Genomic DNA, 18,525 nt, shown 5'->3' with positions numbered 1-18,525 from the left:
CACTTACCTGGGGCCGTCTGCCGATGTCACCACCACGAAGGCAGCCGTCCACGACACCAAGGTCCTTCCCGGCGTCCTCGCCGATTTCCACCATCGAGACCTCCTGTCGAAGGGGTACTTCGTCGACGGCGGCCGTCTCTCCGTCGCACTCGAGAAGCCGGGACACCGCGGAATGAGGTACAGGGCGCGCAAGTCGGCGGTCGTCATCCGGCGGCTGGCCGGGCGGGGCGGCAGTTCCTGTCCCCCGGCCGTGGTACGGGCGCGGTCCCCATGGAGGGGGATGCGTGACGTCGACGCTCCGCTGTTGACTCAACCTGTCGGTGCCGACCGGGCCGGTCCCGGCCCACGAAGGGCATCGACCTGCCGAACTGAAAAGGGGATTTCACCGGATGCGACGACACATCGCCTTCATCGGCCGGGACGGTACCGGTCACGTCAACCCGACCCTGCCGATGGTGGCCGAGCTGGTCCGAAGGGGGCACCGCGTCACCTACGCCGTCAGCGAGTCGTTCGCCGACGCGGTGCGAGGGGCCGGGGCCCGCCCTCTCCTGCTGCCTGACGCACAGTTCCGGCACGGGGGCCGGTCGGGTGAGCAGGCCCTGCGCCGGTCGGAGACGGATGTGGTGGCGATGATCGCCGACCTCCTCCTCGCATACACCGAGCGTGAACTGCCGGTCCTCCGCGAGGGGTTCGCTGCGGACCGGCCCGATGTGATCTGTTACGACGCCAACTCCTTGGCCGGAGCGGTACTCGCCCGCCTGCTCGGCGTGCCCGCCGTGCAGATACGGCCCTCATTCGCGGCGAACGGCCACTACACGCCCCTCCAGGAGTTCGTCCCCGACCCGGAGCGGCTCACCGCGTCGGTCCAGGCCGCAGACGCCCGGGTGCGCGAGTACACCTCGGCCTTCGGGGTCACGGACACCCTGGGCACCATCCTCACCCGCGTGCCCGGCGATCTCGCGCTGGTGTGCGTGCCCCGGCCGTTCCAGTACGCCGGCGACACCTTCGACGACCGCTACGTCTTCATCGGACCGTCCGCCCACCACCGTACGGACTCGGGGAGCTGGACTCCGCCCCCGGCGGGCACTCCCTTGCTGTTCATCTCACTCGGGACGCTGATGAACGAGAACCCGGAGTTCTTCCGCCTCTGCATCGACGCGTTCGGCGGCACCGACCGTCATGTCGCCATGGCGGTCGGGGACCGCGTCGAGCTGCCCGAACTCGGCGCCCTGCCGGACAACTTCGAGATCCGTCCGTTTTTCCCTCAGCTCGACGTCCTCGAGCACGCCACCGGGTTCGTGACCCACGGTGGCATGAACTCCGCCATGGAGGCCGTACTCCGCCAGGTGCCGACGGTCGCCGTGCCCCAGATGCCGGAACAGCGGGGCACCGCGCGCCGACTGGAGGAGCTGGGCCTGGGAGTCACCCTGGCGGACCAGACCGCCCCGGCCCTTCGTCACGCCGTGCTCGAAGCGGAGCGGGACGAGGGGATCAGGAAGAACCTGGCCGGCATGGCCGAAGCACTCCAAGCCGCCGGCGGCGCCCGTGCCGCGGCCGACGCAGTCGAGAAGCTGCTGCTCGGATAGCGGGTGACGCGTTTCGACCGATGCCGAAAGGCCCGCGGCGGACCGCGCTGTTGACGGCGGTGGTGCGTCAGTTGGAGGCGCAGGCGGTCGATGACGCGCTGGATCTGGTCGCCGAGCACGAGGCGGACCTGGACGGGGCTGCGCTGTAGGCGGCGGTCGAGGAGGCCGCGCCGCGCACGGCAGTGGCTGGGGCGGTCGCGACCGTCGGGGCCCTGGTGCCCGCGGAGATGGTCGCGACCGACAACGCCTCGTACTCCGACATGGCCTTCGGCCTGTACAAGATGCTGGGCTTCCGCTTCGCGCCGCGCTTCCGCGATCTCCAGGACCAGAGGTTCTGGCGGGCCGACCTGCCCGGCGGGAAGGTCCGCGGCTACCGCGGTCCTGTGGACCACCCGCTACCTGGATGCCGCCGTCGCCCAGCGCCGCGTCGAGGGCCGCGACATCAAGAACGAGGACGTGGGCCGTCTCTCCCCACTCAAAAACCGGCACATCAACTTCCTGGGCCGCTGCCTGTTCAACACCGAGGCCAGCGGGACCCGGTCAGGGCCTGCGCCCCTTCCAGGACCCGGAGGCTGCCGACGACGAGGATTGACGGCGGCGCACCCGGCCCGCTGGGCCACTCGTTACAGCGCCCTCTTATCGTCGTGCCTACGCGGGCAGGGTGAGAATTTCGGCTCCGTTGTCGGTGATGGCGATGGTGTGCTCGCTGTGCGCGGTTCGGCAGCCCGTCGCGCTCCGCAGGGTCCAACCGTCGGCGTCGGTGACGAGTGTGGCGGTGTCGGCCATGACCCAGGGCTCCAGGGCGAGCAGCAGTCCGGGGCGCAGCTTGTATCCACGGCCTGGCCGTCCGGTGTTCGCGACGTGTGGGTCCTGGTGCATGGTCGAGCCGATGCCGTGGCCTCCGAACTCGGTGTTGATCGGGTAGCCCGCCTCGCTGAGGACCGTGCCGATAGCGTGGGAGAGATCACCGATGCGCGCCCCGGGCTTGGCGGCGGCGATGCCGGCGGCGAGTGCGCGCTCGGTCGTCTCGATCATTGCAACGCTCTCCGCTGGCCTGGCTTTGCCCACCAGAAAGCTGATCGCGGCGTCTGCGGCCACCCCGCCCCTGGCTACGGCAAGGTCGAGAGTCAGCAGGTCCCCGTCTGCCAGCATGTAGTTGTGAGGCCGCCCGTGGAGCACTCCGTCGTTGACGGCCGTGCAGATGTAGTGCCCGAACGGGCCGCGCCCGAAGGAAGGCGCGTAGTCGACGTAGCAGGACTGCGCTCCCGCCTCGGTGATCATCTCCTTGGCCCACTGGTCGATGTCCAGCAGGTTCGTCCCGACCGTGCTGCGCTGCTTCAGCGTGTGCAGGATGTTTCCGACCAGGGCGCCGGTGTCCCTCGCCCGCTCAAGCCGCGCCGAGTTCAGGATCTCGATCATGGGGGCCCTCTCACGTGTGTCCAATAACTATCCCGGTCTAACTGTACCGGTATTAGAATGGGGTCATGGTCAGGTTGCCGCTCACCCCCGCCGAGGTAGAACGCGGACAGCGTCTTGGCGCCCTCCTTCGCCGAGCCCGGGGCTGCCGCTCGATGCTGGACGTGGCGCTCGCTTCGCGTCTCTCGCCGGAAACCTTGCGGAAGATTGAATCCGGCCGTGTGGCCACCCCCGCCTTCCCGACCATCGCGGCGATCGCCGACACCCTCGGTCTGTCTCTCGACGTCGTCTGGGCCGAGATCAACCGGGCGGAGCCAACCGTCGAGGATCAGTCGGTTCTGCCTGTCGCAAAGCGTCCATCGCTGGTTTCGTAACACCCACTCCACATCAAGTACGCATGAGCCGGCGAGCTTGTCCGTGGCCTCGTCGAGGTCACCGGTGCAGAGCTACCGGCGAACGGCGATGCGCCGGAGACCGGCCAGTGCGTGGCTCCGGCGCCCGAGTCCTCGAAGCGACTCGTCCGGTCGAGGAAATCGGTGCACCGAGGAGTTCAAACGGGACGCGATCGCGCTCGTCGATCCTTCGGACAAGTCGGTCACTGAGCATTTTCAGCGTTGACGCTCCAGGGTGAGGACGGCTGCGGCGATGGCCGTCATGCGGTTGGGACCGCAGCGGGCTCTGCGGAAGATCCGCCAGCACATCAGTCGCGCGATGCTTCGTTCGACCGATGAGTGCGGGCGAACGAACGGTGTCCTGCCGGGAACATCGCTGCGCTCAATCGACTCCTGTCGACCCCGAACAGGTGCACGCCGTGTCTCGGTGCGTGCAGAGAGCCGCGAGACACGGGTGCTGCCGGGCGTCGAGGCGTGAAGAGAGCGGTGGAGCACGCCAGTTGTCCCCCGTGGGAGCTACGTGCAGGTGTCCACCGTGAGGTGACGATTCCCGGGGCGCGAATCCATAACGTTCGGAGCAGCCGCGGCGCTCAGGTCGCGGGTCCGGAAGAGGAGTCGTCATGAAACTGGTGTGGCAGATACTGGCCGTGGTGGCGGTCGGCGCGGTCGGTGGTCAGATCGTCGTCGGCGTGCAGGACAACCCGTGGCTGTCGCTGCTCCTGGGCGGGCTGACCGCCGTTGGGTCGGTGTTCGTCTACCGGTGGGTCGTGGGACGCACCGAGGGGCGTCCGGTCACGGAGCTGGCCCGGGAGGGCGCCCGGGGGTCGCTGTACCGGGGGACGGCCATCGGCGTCGCGCTATTCGGGTGCGTCATCGCGAACATCGCCCTCCTCGGGGACTACGACGTCCACGGCTTCGGCTCGCTGACGGGCGCGATCGGGCTGGTCGGCTTCATGGCCGCCGCCGCCGTGACGGAGGAGCTGATGTTCCGCGGCCTGCTGTTCCGGCTGGTGGAGCGGCGCCTGGGCACGTACGTGGCGCTGGCTCTGTCCAGCGTGCTGTTCGGCGCGATGCATCTGCTCAACGAGCACGCCACCCTGCTGGGCGCCGTCGCCATCGCGATCGAGGCCGGCGGCATGCTCGCCGCCGCCTACGCCGCCGGCCGCAGCCTGTGGCTGCCGATCGGCCTGCATTTCGGCTGGAACTTCGCGGAGTCCGGCATCTTCGGCACCGAGGTCTCCGGCAACGGCGCCACGCACGGGCTGCTGGACGCCTCGACGTCGGGCGCGACCCTGATCACGGGCGGCGAGTTCGGCCCGGAGGCCAGTCTGTACTCGATGCTGTTCGGCGTGCTGGTGACGATCGTCTTCCTGCGGCTGGCCCGCCGGCGCGGCAACCTGGTGCCCCGGCGGCGCGCCGAGCGCGTCGACGCGCTGGCTGCAATCGGCCAGTGATGCCCCCTGAGCAGGTCGGCCAGGTGTGGCGCCGGCTGGACGTCACGGTACGGGACCTCCCGCTCGGGCTGCTGTTCCTCATCGGCTCGATCGTGCCGGCGCTGCACGCCAACGGGACGGTGATCGGTGGCGTGCCGACCCGGCCCGCCGACGTACCGGCCCTCGTGGCGATCCTCCTGGAATGCCTCCCGCTCGTCGTCCGCCGCCGTTGGCCGGCCGTCACCCTCGCCCTGGTGACGTGCGGCTTCGCCGTCGACGAGTTGCGCGGCTACCACACGTTCGCCACGACCGCGCTGCCCATCGCGCTGCTTTCCGCCGGGTCCCACCTGGAACGGCACCGCCGGACCTGCGTGGTCGTCCTGTCCATGGCGTACGTGCCGCTGGCGGTGGCGCTCTCCCGGCTCGGCACGGGCGAGTCGCCGGAGGAGTTCGTGACCTTCTATCTGGCGCTGGCCCTCGCGTGGGGCGCCGGGGCGTGGCTGCGCTCCACCCGGGCCGCCGAGGCGGACCGCAGGCGCCGGGTCGCCGAGGACACCCGTACCGCCGAACGCACCCGGATCGCCCGCGAGCTGCACGACGTCGTCACCCACCACGTGACGGCGATGGTGGTGCAGGCGGAGGCGGCACGCTATCTGACCGCCGCGCCCGACCGGCTCGACCAGGCGCTGACCGCCGTCACGGACACCGGGCGGCGGGCCATGACCGACCTGCGGCACCTGCTCGACCTGCTCAACCCCGACCACGGCACCGGGACGGTGGCGGACGCGGCCGAGCCCAGGACGCCGCCGGTCGGCCGTCTGCTCACCCTCGTCGAGCAGACGCGCCGGGCCGGACAGCCGGTGGAGTTCGCCGAGGAGGGCACGCCGGCCGAGTCGACCGGCAGCGCCGACCTGGTGGCCTACCGGGTGGTGCAGGAGTCCCTGACGAACGCCCTCAAGTACGCCCACGGCAGCCGGACCTCGGTCCAGGTGTGCCACGGGGAACGGGAGATCACCGTGGAGGTCAGCACGGACGGCCCCGGCCCGGGGACCGCCTCCCCGGGCGGCAGCGGGCGGGGCCTGGCGGGCCTGCGCGAACGGGTCGGCATCCTGGGCGGCGACTTCAGCGCGGACCGGAGTTCGGGCGGCGGCTTCGTCGTACGGGCGCGGATACCGGCGAGGAGCACGACGTGACCGTACCGATCCGGGTGCTGGTCTGCGACGACCAGATGCTGATCCGCACCGGGCTGGTGACGATCATCGACGCCCAGCCCGACCTGGAGGTCGCGGGCGAGTGCGGGGACGGGCGGGCCGCGGTCGACCTCGCCGGCCGGCTGCGCCCGGACGTCGTCGTGATGGACATCCGCATGCCGGTGCTCGACGGCCTGGAGGCCACCCGCCTGCTGGCCGGCGCCGGGGTGACACATCCCGTGAAGGTGCTCGTGGTGACCACGTTCAACCTGGACGAGTACGTCTACGAGGCGCTGCGCGCCGGGGCCAGCGGGTTCCTGCTCAAGGACGCGCCGCCGGACCGGCTGCTGCACGGGATCCGCACCGTCGCCACGGGCGCGGCGCTGCTGGATCCCGAGGTGACGCTCCGGCTCGTGGGCAGGTACGCCGCCCGGATCCGGCCGGCCGCGGGCGGCGCGCCGGAGGACATCCCGCTGACCCCCCGCGAGCTGGAGGTCCTGCGCCTGATCGCGGACGGCCTGTCCAACAGCGAGATCGCCGCGGCCCTCGTGATCAGCCAGGAGACCGTCAAGACGTTCGTGTCGCGCATCCTCAGCAAACTCCGGCTCCGCGACCGGGTCCAGGCCGTCGTCTACGCCTACCGCCACGGCCTGGTCACCTGAGGTACGCACCGACCGTCCGGTACGGCGACCCGCGCGCCCCGGGACCATGCCGCTTCCGCCGCTACGCCCTGGACGGCGTGTTCACCCGGGCTCCCCAACAGATCCAAGCGTGCGCTGACGCGGCCAGCGACATCGACTGGCTGGTCCAGATCGACTCCAGCATCGTCCGCGCCCACCAGCATGCAACCACCACCGGCCCAAAAAGAAAGGGGACGCCAGCGGCCGGACGAACCGGATGATCACGCCCTCCGCCGATCCCGAGGCGGGCTGACCACCAAAATCCATCTGGCCTGCGACGGCAAAGGCCGCCCGCTCGCGATCCTGCTGACGCCCGGCCAACGCCACGACAGTGTCTGCGCACACCTGCTTCTGGAACGCATCCGTGTTCCCCGCACGGGCCCGGGCCGGACGCGCTGCACGCCCGCCCAGGTCATTGCAGACAAGGCCCACAGCTCAAGAGGCTTCCGGGCCTACCTGCGAAAGCGCCGCGAGGAGCTGGTCCGGCTGCGCCGGAAGGTGCGCGAGCAGGAGCAGACGATGGCGTCCCGCTTCGTGGTGTAGCCGATCAACATGGGGGCGTACGCCGCGGGGCGTGTGTCGTTGGGGATTCCGCTCTCTGCCTGGCAGGCGGGCCACCATGCAACTCCCCCTGGTGAACGGGCAGTTCAACCAGGAGGTGCATGATGGCCCTGTCCCAGCGTGACTTACTTCGGCTGCTGGAGTCACTGCGTTCGGCAGACGGACTCGAACTCGTCCGGTCCGTGGCCGAGCGGATGCTCCAGGAGCTGATCGAGGCCGAGGCTACGTCGAAGATTGGCGCGGAGTGGAACGAGCACACGGAGACACGCACCGCGCTGCGCAACGGGCACCGCGACAGGATTCTGACCACGCTGGCCGGTGACCTGGACCTGGTGGCCATACCCAAGCTTCGCTCGGGCAGCTTCTTCCCGAGCCTGCTGGAGCGCCGCCGCCGCATTGACCAGGCCCTGTTCGCCGTCATCATGGAGGCGTACGTCCACTGGGTGTCCACCCGCTCGGTCGACGACCTGGTCAAGGCGCTGGGAGCGGACAGCGGGATCTCCAAGAGCGAGGTCTCACGGATCTGCGCGGATCTGGACACCCAGCTGACCGCGTTCCGCGGCCGGCCCCTGGCCACACCCGCTTCCCCTACGTCCGCCTCGATGCGACCTGCTGCAAGGCACGGGTCGCGCACCAGATCGTCTCGCGGGCCGTGGTGATCGCCACCGGCATCACCGAGGACGGCGGCCGCGAGGTGCTGGGAGTGATGGTTGGCGACAGCGAGACCGAGGTGCCTCGACCAGATGCTCACCGCCCTCGCGGGCCATGTCCTCGGGCGAGCGCGGCTAGACGGGGCCTGCGAAATCTCCTGAGCAACAGTGGCAGCGGGCAAGGGGATACCAGAGGAATGGTCAAGTCCTTTGGGTCATGAGGCAATTCAGGCCGCGCGTGCTTCGGGGCGTTCGACGAGGTGTCCGCGTTCAAAGCGGGCTCCGGCGCGGACGAGGGCGACGAGTGGTTGAGGATGATGATGTCGGGCAACGGCCGGTTCAGACGACATGTCCGCTTCAGCCTGGTGCCGAGGTTCCTTTGTGTCCTCGAAAACCCTTCGGTGGGCATGCTGCGGCCAGAGCGGGGGCCGTTGGTCGGTCAGATGATCTCAGCAGGTGGTTTCGAGGCTGAGGGGTCGGTGGAGATGTGCGGGGTGGGCCGGATCGACGCCGTACGCAGGGCAGGACGCGGGAGAGACCGTCCAGGGAGCCGACACCGGCTGCGGCGACGATCACGGGTAGTGGGAGCCCGGCTCCTGCTGTTCCATGAGCAGCTGCTGCTTGGCAGCGGCTGCGGCGTGCGTCGCGGGTGGGCATGCTGCGGCCAGAGCGGGGGCCCGTCGGGCGAGGGGCGCCGCGGCGCCGAGGAACACGGCAGGAATGACAAAGGCGGTGCCGAGGGCGGGACCGGCCGCGACCAAGCCGAGCAGGACGGCGCCGGCCACCGCTCCCGCGTAGTTGAACAGATTGACGCGTGCGATCACCTCGTCACTGCGTGGGGGCAGCAGCTCACCCGCGGCATTGAACGCCAGTGGTACGAGCGCGCCTGTCGCCAGCCCCGCAGCCGCGAAACCCAGTACGGCCCCCGTCGTGTCATGCACCGATGACACCAGCACGCAGCCGACGATGCCTGCGGCGATGCCGCTGAGCGCGGTCGCGTTGCTTCCGAGCAGCCTCGTCAGAGAGTCTGTGGCGAGGCGGGAGACGAGTACGGCGGCTTGATAGGCGGCGTAGCCCAGAGGCACGACCGCCGCCGTGGCTCGCAGGCCTTCGGCCAGGTAGACAGAACTCCAGGTGGAAACCGCCGAGTCCACAACGAAGGCCGCGAACACCAGGCCACCCACGGCCCAGATGCCACGCCTTGGCAGCGGAGTACGGTCGGATGCCACGTCGTGGCCGGGATGGGCGGCTCTGCTGCGATCGAACTTCCTGGCACCGGTGAGCGCCACCATCGTTTGCACGGTCGCGGCGACCAGGAGTCCACCTGTTGCCAGGGAGCCCGACGCGGCAAGCCCGGACGTCATCAGCGCCCCGACAATCGCGGCGGCGGTGAACGCCGCATAGAACCGGCCGAGCAGCAGGACCCCTGTGCGCTTCTGGACCAGCACGCCCTGCATGTTGACTGACGCGTCCACCGCACCGAGCCCAATCCCGTACCCGACGAGTACACAGAGGTACGGCACGAAGGGCGGTTCCGACGCCATGATCAGCAGGGCTACCGCCTGAATGCCGAGACCAGCGCACAGCGCTTGCCGGCTGCTCCATCTCACGGCGATCAGATCAGCGAGGACTGATCCGGCGGCGGCGGCGAAGCAGGTGCCAAGCATGATCACAGAGACGAGGGTCTCGCCCATCGTCAGCCGCTCCTTGAAGGCCGGCAGCGCAGTGACGACCGCGGCGTATCCGAGGCCTTGAGCCGCGTACGCGGCTCCGACCGTGGCCGCTGTTCCGCCGTGTCTCATCGACATCTGATGGGTCCCCTCCAGCGAGCACCTCGATTGATTGAAACGGGACATTAGTCCAAGTTTCGTAAGCCGTCACTGGCCAGATGGCCGGAACTTGACGGTTTTTGCCCTTGTTGGATCATCGCAGCGGATACCTCGGAGCCATAGTTGGACAATCGTGCCACTATGTCGCCGTCGTCGAACCGAGCTCGACCCCTCGTGCGAGAGAAGACGAGGATCCACAATGAGTGCTCCTGACAGGCGCCGAGCCGATTCTCCGCCCCGGGTCGACACGGTCGTGATCGGCGTTGGTCTCTCGGGACTGGCCGCCGCACGGGCCCTGCGGCAGCGCGGGGTGTCGGTCCTGGTCCTGGAGGCAGCGGATGAAGCAGGGGGTCGTGTCCGCAACGCGACCATGGCCGGTGCCCGCGTCGGCCTAGGCGGCACCTTCGTAGGTCCGGGGTAGGACCGCGGCATCGCGATCGCAGACGAACTCGGCGTGGACCGCTCTCTCAGCGCTGGCCGCCCGGGGTGCTCTCGAAGGCATACGCCGCCTGCTCCGAACCCTTCTGGCATCATGCGGGCCTCACGGGACACGCGCTCTCGGAGGCGGGGCCCGCATTCATCACCTTCGACGCCGGCCTGCCATGTCGGCCACCGCTGGGCGACGAAAGCCGGCAACTGTGGAGGCGACGGACCACCGCCCGCTACTGGCCGATGGACGATACGGCGGTCCAACGGGTCTCCTTCGACGGCCCCGCGGCCACAGGAGTCCACCGGCCGGATCAAGAGCGCCGGCTCACCGGCGCGGAGGTTCACCTTCACCGACGTACGGACTCACGAGCTCATGGACCCCGAGATCCGCCTACCGTTGGCGCGGCCGTCCATCACGCACGCCGTGGAGGCGACCCGGTCCTGGGCTGTCGAGCACCCACGGGATCGTCATCGAAGGGCCGCTGTCCAGGTTCTATGGTGCTCTCCTGGGCGCGCGACTCGCGGCGGTCCGGCATGACGATGGAGCCGTCGGCAACCAGGAGCGACCCGAGAGGAAGGTGGGAAAATCAGCCCATGTCAGGGGACAACAGAGCAGTACGGGAGCGTGGCAGAGCCCGGCGTCAGCTACTCCTCGACGCCGCACTTCAGGTGATCTCCGAGAAGGGGATCGCGGGCGTGACGCATCGGGCAGTGGCTGCCGCCGCCGGAGTACCGCCATCTTCGGCAACCTACTTCTTCGACAGCCTCGATCACCTGATCGCCGAAGCGGTCAGGAGCGCAATGGACCAGGAACTGGAGCACTTGAAGCAGCTCCAGGACATTGTGAGCCAGAGCGATGCTCCCGGAAGCCTAATAATCGACCAATTCATCGAGTATTTTCGCGTAATTCCTCCCGAGCACACGGTCGCACAGTTCGAAATGTATCTGTTCGCCTCACGCAGACCCGAGCTGCAGGAAGAGGTCGCTGTCATCATCCGGGCCACGAAGGAGGTGGCCGCTGCGGCGCTCAGAATACGCGGCATCACCGACGGCAACGCGAGTGCGGCGATCGTGGCACTGATCGACGGGTTCGCTCTCCACAGAGTCGCTGTGCCCGCGCCGGAACAGCTCGTCTCGCTGCACCGCGCCCTGCGCGCTCTCGCCATCGGATTCGTCGCACTGGAGAGCGCCGAATCGGCGGTTTCTGACGCGCCCGAGACTTTGTCTGAGTGAAATCGCCGGCTACCCAGAAAATTCTGCACAATGATCGCCTCGCCGTTGGCGGCCCTCAAAGAAGGTCGTGGACATAGCGATTTCCGGCGTTCATGAAAGGCTTACCACCGTCTTTCTGGGGCGGCGTCGGCCCGAGCCTGTCACCTGCAGGAACACTCCCCTCGGCCGGGTCCGGGCTTCAGCGGTCGCGCCGTTCGGCGCTCGGCGGATGCCCGGTCCAGCGGATGTAGGCCCGGCGGAATTCGCGGGCGTCGCTGAAGCCCACTTCGGTGGCGATTTCGGCGATCTTCAGTCTGGATTCGTGAAGGAGGAAGGTCGCTCGCCGCTGCCGAACCCGGTCTCGTACGGTGCTGAAGCGTTCTCCGGCCGCATCGAGTCGCCGATGCAGGGTGCGGTCGGTGAGGTGCAACTGCCGGGCGGTTTCGGTCATGGACAGGGGTCGTCGCAGGCTCCGGCTGAGCAGGGTCTCGACGGCCACGATGATGTCGGAGTCTCCCCGTCCGGTGTCGAGCAGCCGGCGGCAGGTGTCGACGGCGGCCGCCCGGGTGGGGTCGTTGCGGGTGGGGATGGGGCGGTCCAGCTGCGATGCCGGGAAGAGCATGCGGGTGGCGTCGGCGTCGAACCGCAGGGGGCAGCGGAAGAATCGCCGGTATTCCTGGACGTACGGCGGGGCGGGGTAGGAGAGCTCGACAAGGGTGGGCGTGTGGTCGTCTCCGAGGATGGACCGTGTGAGCGCCAGCGTGCTGCACAGCACCTCCTCGCAGAGGAAGGCGATGAGTTCAGGTTCCGGCGACCGCTCATGCAGCCGCAGCGCGAACTCCTGGCCATAGACCTCGAGCTCCATGTCCATCAGGCTGCCGGACGCCTGGTGAAGTTCCAGTCCGACGGCCAGGGCGTCGGCGGCGGTGGCGCACGACCTGATCGCCAGGCCGAGGATGCCGAAGGTCAGCAGCGCGTCCCGGCCGCCGACCTGCATGCCGACAGGCCGGCCGGGCAGGGCCCGCAGCGCCCGTCGCAGGATCGTGGCGGCCTGGCGGAACGACAGCTTGACCGGCTCGGCGGTGACCAGATGCGCCGGGGTCACCCCCGTGCCGGAGAACCATGAGCCGACGGGGAGGGCTTCGCGCTGCCCCATCTCGACGACGCCAGCCAGCACGGACGGCGGGATGACCGCCTCGCTCAGCCGCGGATCCTGGTACGCGCCCACACCACCCCTCCTGTCCGGTCTGCCCCCCATTCTGGTTGATGCCGCCCTCCCTGCCACGGGGTGAGCAGGACTTTAATCCGGGGCGAACCCAAAGGATAAGGAGGACCTATGGTGAGAACGCCAGAGGTGGTGCACCGAGGCGTCTGCATCATCGGGGCGGGACCCGCCGGGTTGTCGGCGGCCCGGGCCCTGCGACGGCTCGGCGTCCCTTACGACCAGTACGAGCGGCATTCGGATGTCGGTGGCATCTGGGACATCGACAATCCGGGGACGCCGATGTACGAGTCGGCGCACTTCATCTCCTCCCGCAAGACGTCCGGGTTCTTCGACTTCCCGATGCCGGACTCCTTCGCCGACTATCCGGGCCACCGGCAGATCCTGAAGTACACCCGGGACTTCGCGGCGGCCTATGGCCTGCGCGAGGCGATCCGCTGCAACTGCACGGTCACCGGCGTCGAGCAAGCCGGCGACGGATGGACGGTGCGGCTCGACGACGGTACCCATCACCGGTACCGGGCGGTAGTGTGCGCCACTGGCACCACCTGGATACCCCGCATCCCGCGGCACCCCGGCGCTTTCACCGGCGAGATCCGGCACTCGGGGAGCTTCCGCGACCCGGCCGAGTTCCGCGGCAAGCGGGTCCTGATCGTGGGTCTCGGCAACTCGGGCGCCGACATCGCCTGCGACGCGGCCGCGAACGCCGACGCCGCGTTCGTGAGCGTTCGCCGTGGCTACCACGTGATCCCCAAGCACCTGTTCGGTATCCCCACCGACGAGTTCGGCGCGCACGGACCGCAGCTTCCGCTGCGCCTTGAGCGCCCGATCTTCAAGCTGCTCCTGCGCGTCCTGCAGGGCGACCTCACCAGGTACGGGCTGCCCGAGCCGGACCACAAACTGTTCGAGTCGCACCCGCTGCTCAACAGCCAGCTGCTGCACCACCTGCAGCACGGCGATGTGGCGATCCGGCCCGACATCGCGGCCCTGGACGGGTCCCGGGTCCGGTTTACCGACGGCGGTACGGAGGAGATCGACCTGATCCTCTACGCCACCGGATACGACTGGACCATCCCTTACGTTCCCGATGAGTATTTCGAGTGGCAGGATGGCCGCCCGGAGCTGTATCTCACCGCGTTCAACCGGTCCCACCACAACCTGTTCGGCCTGGGCTACCTGGAGACCAACTCAAGCGCATACACCCTGTTCGACCACATCAGCAATGTCCTCGCCCAGTACCTGCACGACCAGGAGCACGCCCCGGCGCGGGCCGCGGCCTTCGACCGGCTGATCGCCGAGGACCGGCCCCGGCTCAGCGGCGGCATCAGCTTCGTGGATTCGGCGCGGCACCGCTCCTACATCGACGCCCGCACCTACCACCGCCACCTCGCCAAGATCCGTAAACGGATCGGCTGGCAGAACCTCACACCTGGCATGTTCGACCAGCTGCGGGCCCAGGCGCCCGCCCGGAAGGCAGGTGTCGCGTGAGCGGCCGTACCGACTGGAGCGGCAGGCACGTCTTGGTCACCGGCGGAAGCAGCGGCATCGGACTCGAACTCGTCCGGCAGTTGCACCGGGCCGGAGCGGTGGTCTCCGTCATCGCCCTCGACGACACCGACCTCAGACGGCTGCGCTCTTCCGCCCCCGACGTGCACGTCCGAGGTGCCGACGTGACCGACGCCGCCGCGATGGACCTGGCCGTCGCAGAACTGGCGGCCGAGGTCGGCCCGGTCAGGTCGCTGTTCACCAGCGCCGGAATCAGCAAACCAGGCTACGTCCAAGACCTTGAGCTGGGCGACTTCCGAGCCCAGATGGAGGTCAACTACTTCGGCACCCTGCACGCCGTACGGGCCGTGCTGCCCGGCATGCTCCAAGCCGGCGACGGCACCATCACCTGCATTTCCAGCGCTGCCGGACTGCTCGGCGTCTTCGGCTACGCGGCGTACGGCCCGAGCAAGTTCGCCGTACGCGGACTCTGCGCGGTGCTACGGCAGGAGCTCAAACCCCACGGTGTGAGCGTCACCGCCGTCTACCCGCCCGATGTCGACACACCGCAGTTGGCCATGGAGGAGCCCCTGCAGCCACCCGAGCTCCGAGCGATCAGCGGCACGATCAAACCGCTCACCCCGCAGCGCGTCGCCGCGGCCATCCTGCGCGGCACCGGATCCGGCCGCTCCACCGTCATCCCGGACTTCCAGACTCGAGCGCTCCGCCGTCTCGTCGGCACTGCACCGCAGTTCGTCGACCGGGTACTCGATCGCATCATCGCCAAGGCCCGCCAGCGAAAACCGGCCGATCCCCGCCGGAACCCCCGGCCCACCCCGTGACGCCCACCGCAGGGAGAGATCACCGGCCGCCATGGGCTCGCCGCCGGCGGGGCGCGCTCTGTCGGCCGGGCCTCGCGCCCGGCCCCTGATCACCGGCCATACGTGCGGCGCGTGCGAAACCGCACGACCTCCAGCGCGACGCGCAGGTCCATCGGGTCGTCGTCCAGGGGCCCGGACAGTTGCTCCTGGGCGCCGATCCGGAAGGTGACAGCGATGCCGACGAAGTGAAGTCGTCCGCCGGTGACAGCAGCACGCCGGCCATCCCTGACCGCCGTGTCCCCATGACCAGCGGAAGATGATCTTTCTTGGCATGGCATCGGCTGCCAACGAGGACTTGCACTGCCGCAGGTCGAGAGGTTCGTCGGTGGCCCGGCTTGCTGATTACCGCTTGCGGCCGGGGATGCCCGTGTGAGGTCCAGCGTCCCGGGATGGTCGCCGCGCTCGTTCCTTTGGCCACCCCGCCCCCTTGGCTGGAGGCCCGTTCCCGATGACACGAATGAAGGCCCGGAGTGCGTGGAGGTCGCCTTCGCCCCCAGGACCATCCACGTACGGGACTCGAAGCGCATGCAGAGCCCCCAACTCGCCTTCGGTGCCCAGGAGTGGGCCGCATTCCTCTCGTACGCCGCCGATCACTGACGTACGACGTGCTGACACCCCGCGTCCGGTTCCGTACCGGGCGCTGGGCGTCGGCGTATCCCGGTCAGGTGGACGACAAAGTCCACGTGCGGGACCATACAGGAATCGGCACCATCATCGGCGCCTGGATTGGTCGTGGTGAACTCGTCGCATGAAGGGAAACGGAATAATCATCGCTCTGGCAGTCACACCCATCGGGGCGTTTTTGGGCTTCGGTGCCTGGCTCATCCTGTTCTCGAAAGATGACCCAGGGTTCAGAGTGGTGAACGACACGGGCCGCGAAGTGCGAGTGGTGACTTGCTCCCAGAATCGCCCCGACTTTCCGGGACCTTTCGACATAAAGCCGCATGGTTCCGTCCTCATGGGTGGGGATTGGCTCCCAGCCGAAGATCCGGGTGCCGCGTGTTTCATCTCCAGCCCCGCGACCATCGGAAACGCCGTCTTCCAGGGGTGCCTGAAGATGCCCACCAGAGATGACACTCGCGATAAGTTCAACGTCTCCGAAGCCGACCAATCGATGAGCCGACGACAGTGTCTTGACTTGTCGAATCCCGGAGTCCCGTAATTATCCTCGATCATTCGTGACGGTCCGCCGGTTCGTCTGGCGGGCCGTTTCGGCTTCTTGGGGCGGTGGCGGGCATGTTGACCCCCACGCTGACCTGGCGGAAGGACGGATCTAGGACGGACGCAGGATCCGCACCGGTAGCTTCACCCGCATAGCGAGCGCCTGTCAGCGGGACGGCGCCCCACAGCTTCCGGTTACCAGGACTATGGGATCCGGGGCCGATCTCAGGGGGGAACACTTCATGAGCTTCTCGTTCGGACGCCGGGTGGCGATGGTCACCACCGCCGCGGCGCTGAGCGTCGGCGCGCTCACCGTGATGACGGGGACCGCCTCCGCCGACGATATCGTCCCGCTCACCACCAGCAACTGGGTCGGCCTTTACAACGCCCCCGACACCACGCACGGCAAGATCATAAACGGCGACGTTCCTCCGGGCGGCAGGCTCTGGGCCCACTGCTGGACCCGCGGCCAGCAGATCGGCAACTGGGGCAACACCTGGTACCAGGTGCACGACGTGGACTACAACGAAGGCCAGGGGTGGGTGAGCATCCCCACCGCGTACGTCTTCGCCGGATACGCCGACAACAACGCCCATAGCGTCAACCGGGACCCCAAAATCTCTGAGTGCTGATCACGCCGAGCACACCAGGACAGGGCGGGGATCGGTAAGCCATAAGACCCCCGCCCTAACCTCAATACCGGTAACTAGGAGCAATCCGGTCGTTGTTGCTGGTGTGGCAAGAGCAGGTCAACTGAAGTCATCTGGTGAGCGGTTGTCGGACCGGGTCGCGGTCGGGGTACTGACCCAGGCGTTTCCCCGGTCGCTCGTGGATGAGGTGTTGGCGGAGACGGGTCGGGTGCAGCAGCGGAACCGGCTGCTGCCGGCCCGGCTGGTGGTCTACTTCGTGTTGGCGATGTGCCTGTTCTCCGGGCAGAGCTATGAGGAGGTCGCGCGACTGCTGACCGCGGGTCTTCAGGATGCCCGGCGTTGGCGCACGTCGTGGGTGGTGCCGAGCACGGCGGCGATCTGGAAAGCCAGGTCCCGGCTGGGGGTGGCGCCGCTGCGAGAGCTGTTCGCGAGGGTGTGCCGTCCTGTTGCCGCACCGGACACCCAGGGCGCCTTCTACCGCGACTGGCGGCTGGCCGCGATCGACGGCACCACGTTCGACCTGCCCGACACGAAGGCGAACGTGGAGGCGTTCGGCCGTCCACCCCGCTCCGGGCGCGGCGAACAAGACGTCGGCTACCCGCAGTTGCGCATGATCGGCCTGGTGCAGTGCGGCACACACGCCGTCTTCGGTGCTGCGACCGGAGCTCTGCGCACCGGAGAACGGGCTCTGGCCCGGGCGGTCCTGGTGTCCTTGCAGCCGGGCATGCTGCTGCTGGCCGACCGCGGCTTCTACAGCGTGGACCTGTGGCGCGCAGCCGCGGCCACGGGAGCGGACCTGCTGTGGCGAGTACGACCGCAGCGACATCCACCACACCCGTCGCGGGGTGCCAGTACGCGCGGTGGAGTACACCATCGCCGGCCATGAGGGCGTCTACCGGCTCCTCACCGCGATCCTCGACCCGCACATGGCCCCGGCCGCGGAACTGGCCGCCCTCTACGCCCAGCGATGGGAGTTCGAGTCCACCCTGGACGAAATCAAGACCCACCTCGGCGGGCCGCACCTGGTACTGCGTTCGCAGCACCCTGACGGGGCCGAACAGGAACTTTACGGCTTCCTGCTCGTCCACCACGCCATCCGGCACCTCATGCACCAAGCCGCACGACAAACCGACCAGGACCCCGACCGGATCTCCTTCACCCGCTCACTGCGCGTCGTGCGCCGCCAGGTCACGGAACAGGCGGCATTTTCCCCCCGGCCGACTCCTCCGCGCCGTCAAAGCCACCCACGCTGAACTCCTCGAACGCCTCCTGCCACGACGACGCCACCGGGCCAACCCCCGCGTCATCAAACGCAAAGTCGCCAGCTGGCCCCTCAAACGCGCCGTCCACCAGGCCGCAGACCGCCCACCCGCCGCAGCCATCACCCTCGTTGGCGCCACCAAACCCAAACGGGTCAAGCGAACACCAAAACCTAAGTTACGGGTATTGAGGTTAGAGGGGAACAATTCATGCCGCCTGGAATTCTCAGGCGGGGCAGGCAGTAACAGGACTCTCCAGACAGGGGTGGATCGGGACGAGGTCCCCGGTCCACCCCTGCACCCGCCGTACCGAGGACCGAAGCGGACCCGGCAATGCCTATTCGGCGGGCATGTGGTCCCAACAGATGCTCGGCAGTACCCGTTCTCGTGAGAATCGGCGACCACTTCGATTGCGGGTGCGCCCCCGGCCGCCGAGACATGAACAGACGATCACCGGGCGCAGCGCCCCTGACGTGACGAGGCCGCCGG

The 18,525-nt window shown here is 68.5% G+C and carries 15 protein-coding genes and 5 pseudogenes; 16 read left to right on the top strand and 4 right to left on the bottom strand.

Annotated features, from left to right (window positions below; genetic code table 11):
• Nucleotides 1-389: 389 nt before the first annotated feature.
• From AB0P24_RS41535 to AB0P24_RS41525, 3 genes and pseudogenes are all read left to right on the top strand, one after another.
• Nucleotides 390-1,586 (top strand): macrolide family glycosyltransferase, encoded by a 1,197-nt coding sequence (locus AB0P24_RS41535; protein WP_365803507.1) that lies wholly within the window; start codon nucleotides 390-392, stop codon nucleotides 1,584-1,586.
• Nucleotides 1,587-1,606: 20 nt separating this feature from the next.
• A complete protein-coding gene (locus AB0P24_RS41530; protein WP_365803505.1) occupies nucleotides 1,607-1,735 on the top strand; it encodes a hypothetical protein in 129 nt (42 codons plus the stop codon).
• 75 nt (nucleotides 1,736-1,810) lie between these two features.
• Nucleotides 1,811-2,178, top strand: a pseudogene (locus tag AB0P24_RS41525) (Tn3 family transposase); the annotation flags it as partial.
• Nucleotides 2,179-2,234: 56 nt separating this feature from the next.
• On the opposite strand, the gene map reads toward AB0P24_RS41525, so the two are convergent.
• A complete protein-coding gene (gene map, locus AB0P24_RS41520; protein ID WP_365803503.1) occupies nucleotides 2,235-3,005 on the bottom strand; it encodes a type I methionyl aminopeptidase in 771 nt (256 codons plus the stop codon).
• A 65-nt stretch (nucleotides 3,006-3,070) separates the two neighbouring features.
• On the opposite strand from map, the gene AB0P24_RS41515 reads away from it, so the two are divergent.
• Entirely contained in the window at nucleotides 3,071-3,376 is a 306-nt protein-coding gene (locus AB0P24_RS41515) for a helix-turn-helix transcriptional regulator (RefSeq protein ID WP_365803501.1), read from the top strand.
• A 234-nt stretch (nucleotides 3,377-3,610) separates the two neighbouring features.
• Here AB0P24_RS41515 and AB0P24_RS41510 read toward each other — a convergent pair.
• Nucleotides 3,611-3,727: pseudogene (locus tag AB0P24_RS41510) on the bottom strand (IS5/IS1182 family transposase); the annotation flags it as partial.
• Nucleotides 3,728-4,014: 287 nt separating this feature from the next.
• On the opposite strand from AB0P24_RS41510, the gene AB0P24_RS41505 reads away from it, so the two are divergent.
• The 5 genes and pseudogenes from AB0P24_RS41505 to AB0P24_RS41485 all read left to right on the top strand — a co-directional run.
• Nucleotides 4,015-4,848: a CPBP family intramembrane glutamic endopeptidase gene (locus AB0P24_RS41505; protein WP_365803499.1), complete on the top strand. Its 834-nt coding sequence runs from the start codon at nucleotides 4,015-4,017 to the stop codon at nucleotides 4,846-4,848.
• Nucleotides 4,848-6,020, top strand: a complete 1,173-nt coding sequence (locus AB0P24_RS41500) for a histidine kinase (RefSeq protein ID WP_365803497.1) — start codon at nucleotides 4,848-4,850, stop codon at nucleotides 6,018-6,020. The genes AB0P24_RS41505 and AB0P24_RS41500 overlap by 1 nt, the downstream gene beginning before the upstream one ends.
• Entirely contained in the window at nucleotides 6,017-6,679 is a 663-nt protein-coding gene (locus AB0P24_RS41495; protein ID WP_365803495.1) for a response regulator transcription factor, read from the top strand. Before AB0P24_RS41500 ends, AB0P24_RS41495 begins: the two co-directional genes overlap by 4 nt.
• Before the next feature lie 210 nt (nucleotides 6,680-6,889).
• Nucleotides 6,890-7,240: pseudogene (locus tag AB0P24_RS41490) on the top strand (transposase); the annotation flags it as partial.
• A gap of 122 nt (nucleotides 7,241-7,362) precedes the next feature.
• A pseudogene (locus AB0P24_RS41485) lies at nucleotides 7,363-7,985 on the top strand (transposase); the annotation flags it as partial.
• A gap of 495 nt (nucleotides 7,986-8,480) precedes the next feature.
• Here AB0P24_RS41485 and AB0P24_RS41480 read toward each other — a convergent pair.
• Entirely contained in the window at nucleotides 8,481-9,764 is a 1,284-nt protein-coding gene (locus AB0P24_RS41480) for an MFS transporter (RefSeq protein WP_365803493.1), read from the bottom strand.
• Between the two features lie 172 nt (nucleotides 9,765-9,936).
• Between AB0P24_RS41480 and AB0P24_RS41475 the strand changes: the two genes are divergently transcribed.
• Both AB0P24_RS41475 and AB0P24_RS41470 read left to right on the top strand, forming a co-directional pair.
• Complete coding sequence (locus tag AB0P24_RS41475) at nucleotides 9,937-10,158, top strand: FAD-dependent oxidoreductase (RefSeq protein ID WP_365803491.1); 222 nt, start codon at nucleotides 9,937-9,939, stop codon at nucleotides 10,156-10,158.
• Between the two features lie 602 nt (nucleotides 10,159-10,760).
• The gene (locus tag AB0P24_RS41470) at nucleotides 10,761-11,399 is read left to right on the top strand and encodes a TetR family transcriptional regulator (protein WP_365803489.1); all 639 of its coding nucleotides are present in this window, start codon (nucleotides 10,761-10,763) and stop codon (nucleotides 11,397-11,399) included.
• Between the two features lie 178 nt (nucleotides 11,400-11,577).
• On the opposite strand, the gene AB0P24_RS41465 is transcribed toward AB0P24_RS41470, so the two are convergent.
• Nucleotides 11,578-12,606 (bottom strand): AraC family transcriptional regulator, encoded by a 1,029-nt coding sequence (locus tag AB0P24_RS41465; protein WP_365803487.1) that lies wholly within the window; start codon nucleotides 12,604-12,606, stop codon nucleotides 11,578-11,580.
• Between the two features lie 108 nt (nucleotides 12,607-12,714).
• On the opposite strand from AB0P24_RS41465, the gene AB0P24_RS41460 reads away from it, so the two are divergent.
• The 5 genes and pseudogenes from AB0P24_RS41460 to AB0P24_RS41440 all read left to right on the top strand — a co-directional run bounded on the left by AB0P24_RS41460 (nucleotide 12,715) and on the right by AB0P24_RS41440 (nucleotide 18,030).
• A complete protein-coding gene (locus AB0P24_RS41460) occupies nucleotides 12,715-14,088 on the top strand; it encodes an NAD(P)/FAD-dependent oxidoreductase (RefSeq protein ID WP_365803485.1) in 1,374 nt (457 codons plus the stop codon).
• On the top strand, nucleotides 14,085-14,927 hold the full coding sequence (locus AB0P24_RS41455) for an SDR family oxidoreductase (RefSeq protein WP_365803483.1): 843 nt from the start codon (nucleotides 14,085-14,087) through the stop codon (nucleotides 14,925-14,927). The genes AB0P24_RS41460 and AB0P24_RS41455 overlap by 4 nt, the downstream gene beginning before the upstream one ends.
• 408 nt (nucleotides 14,928-15,335) lie before the next feature.
• A complete protein-coding gene (locus AB0P24_RS41450) occupies nucleotides 15,336-15,563 on the top strand; it encodes a DUF397 domain-containing protein (RefSeq protein ID WP_365803481.1) in 228 nt (75 codons plus the stop codon).
• A gap of 806 nt (nucleotides 15,564-16,369) precedes the next feature.
• Nucleotides 16,370-16,759, top strand: a complete 390-nt coding sequence (locus AB0P24_RS41445; RefSeq protein WP_365803479.1) for a hypothetical protein — start codon at nucleotides 16,370-16,372, stop codon at nucleotides 16,757-16,759.
• A gap of 103 nt (nucleotides 16,760-16,862) precedes the next feature.
• Nucleotides 16,863-18,030, top strand: a pseudogene (locus AB0P24_RS41440) (IS4 family transposase).
• Nucleotides 18,031-18,525: the final 495 nt, after the last annotated feature.

The organism is Streptomyces sp. NPDC086519 (genome assembly GCF_040686075.1).
Lineage (GTDB): Bacteria > Actinomycetota > Actinomycetes > Streptomycetales > Streptomycetaceae > Streptomyces > Streptomyces shenzhenensis.
The sequence above is the reverse complement of the archived record's forward strand: the minus strand, read 5'-3'. Positions and strand labels throughout refer to the sequence as shown.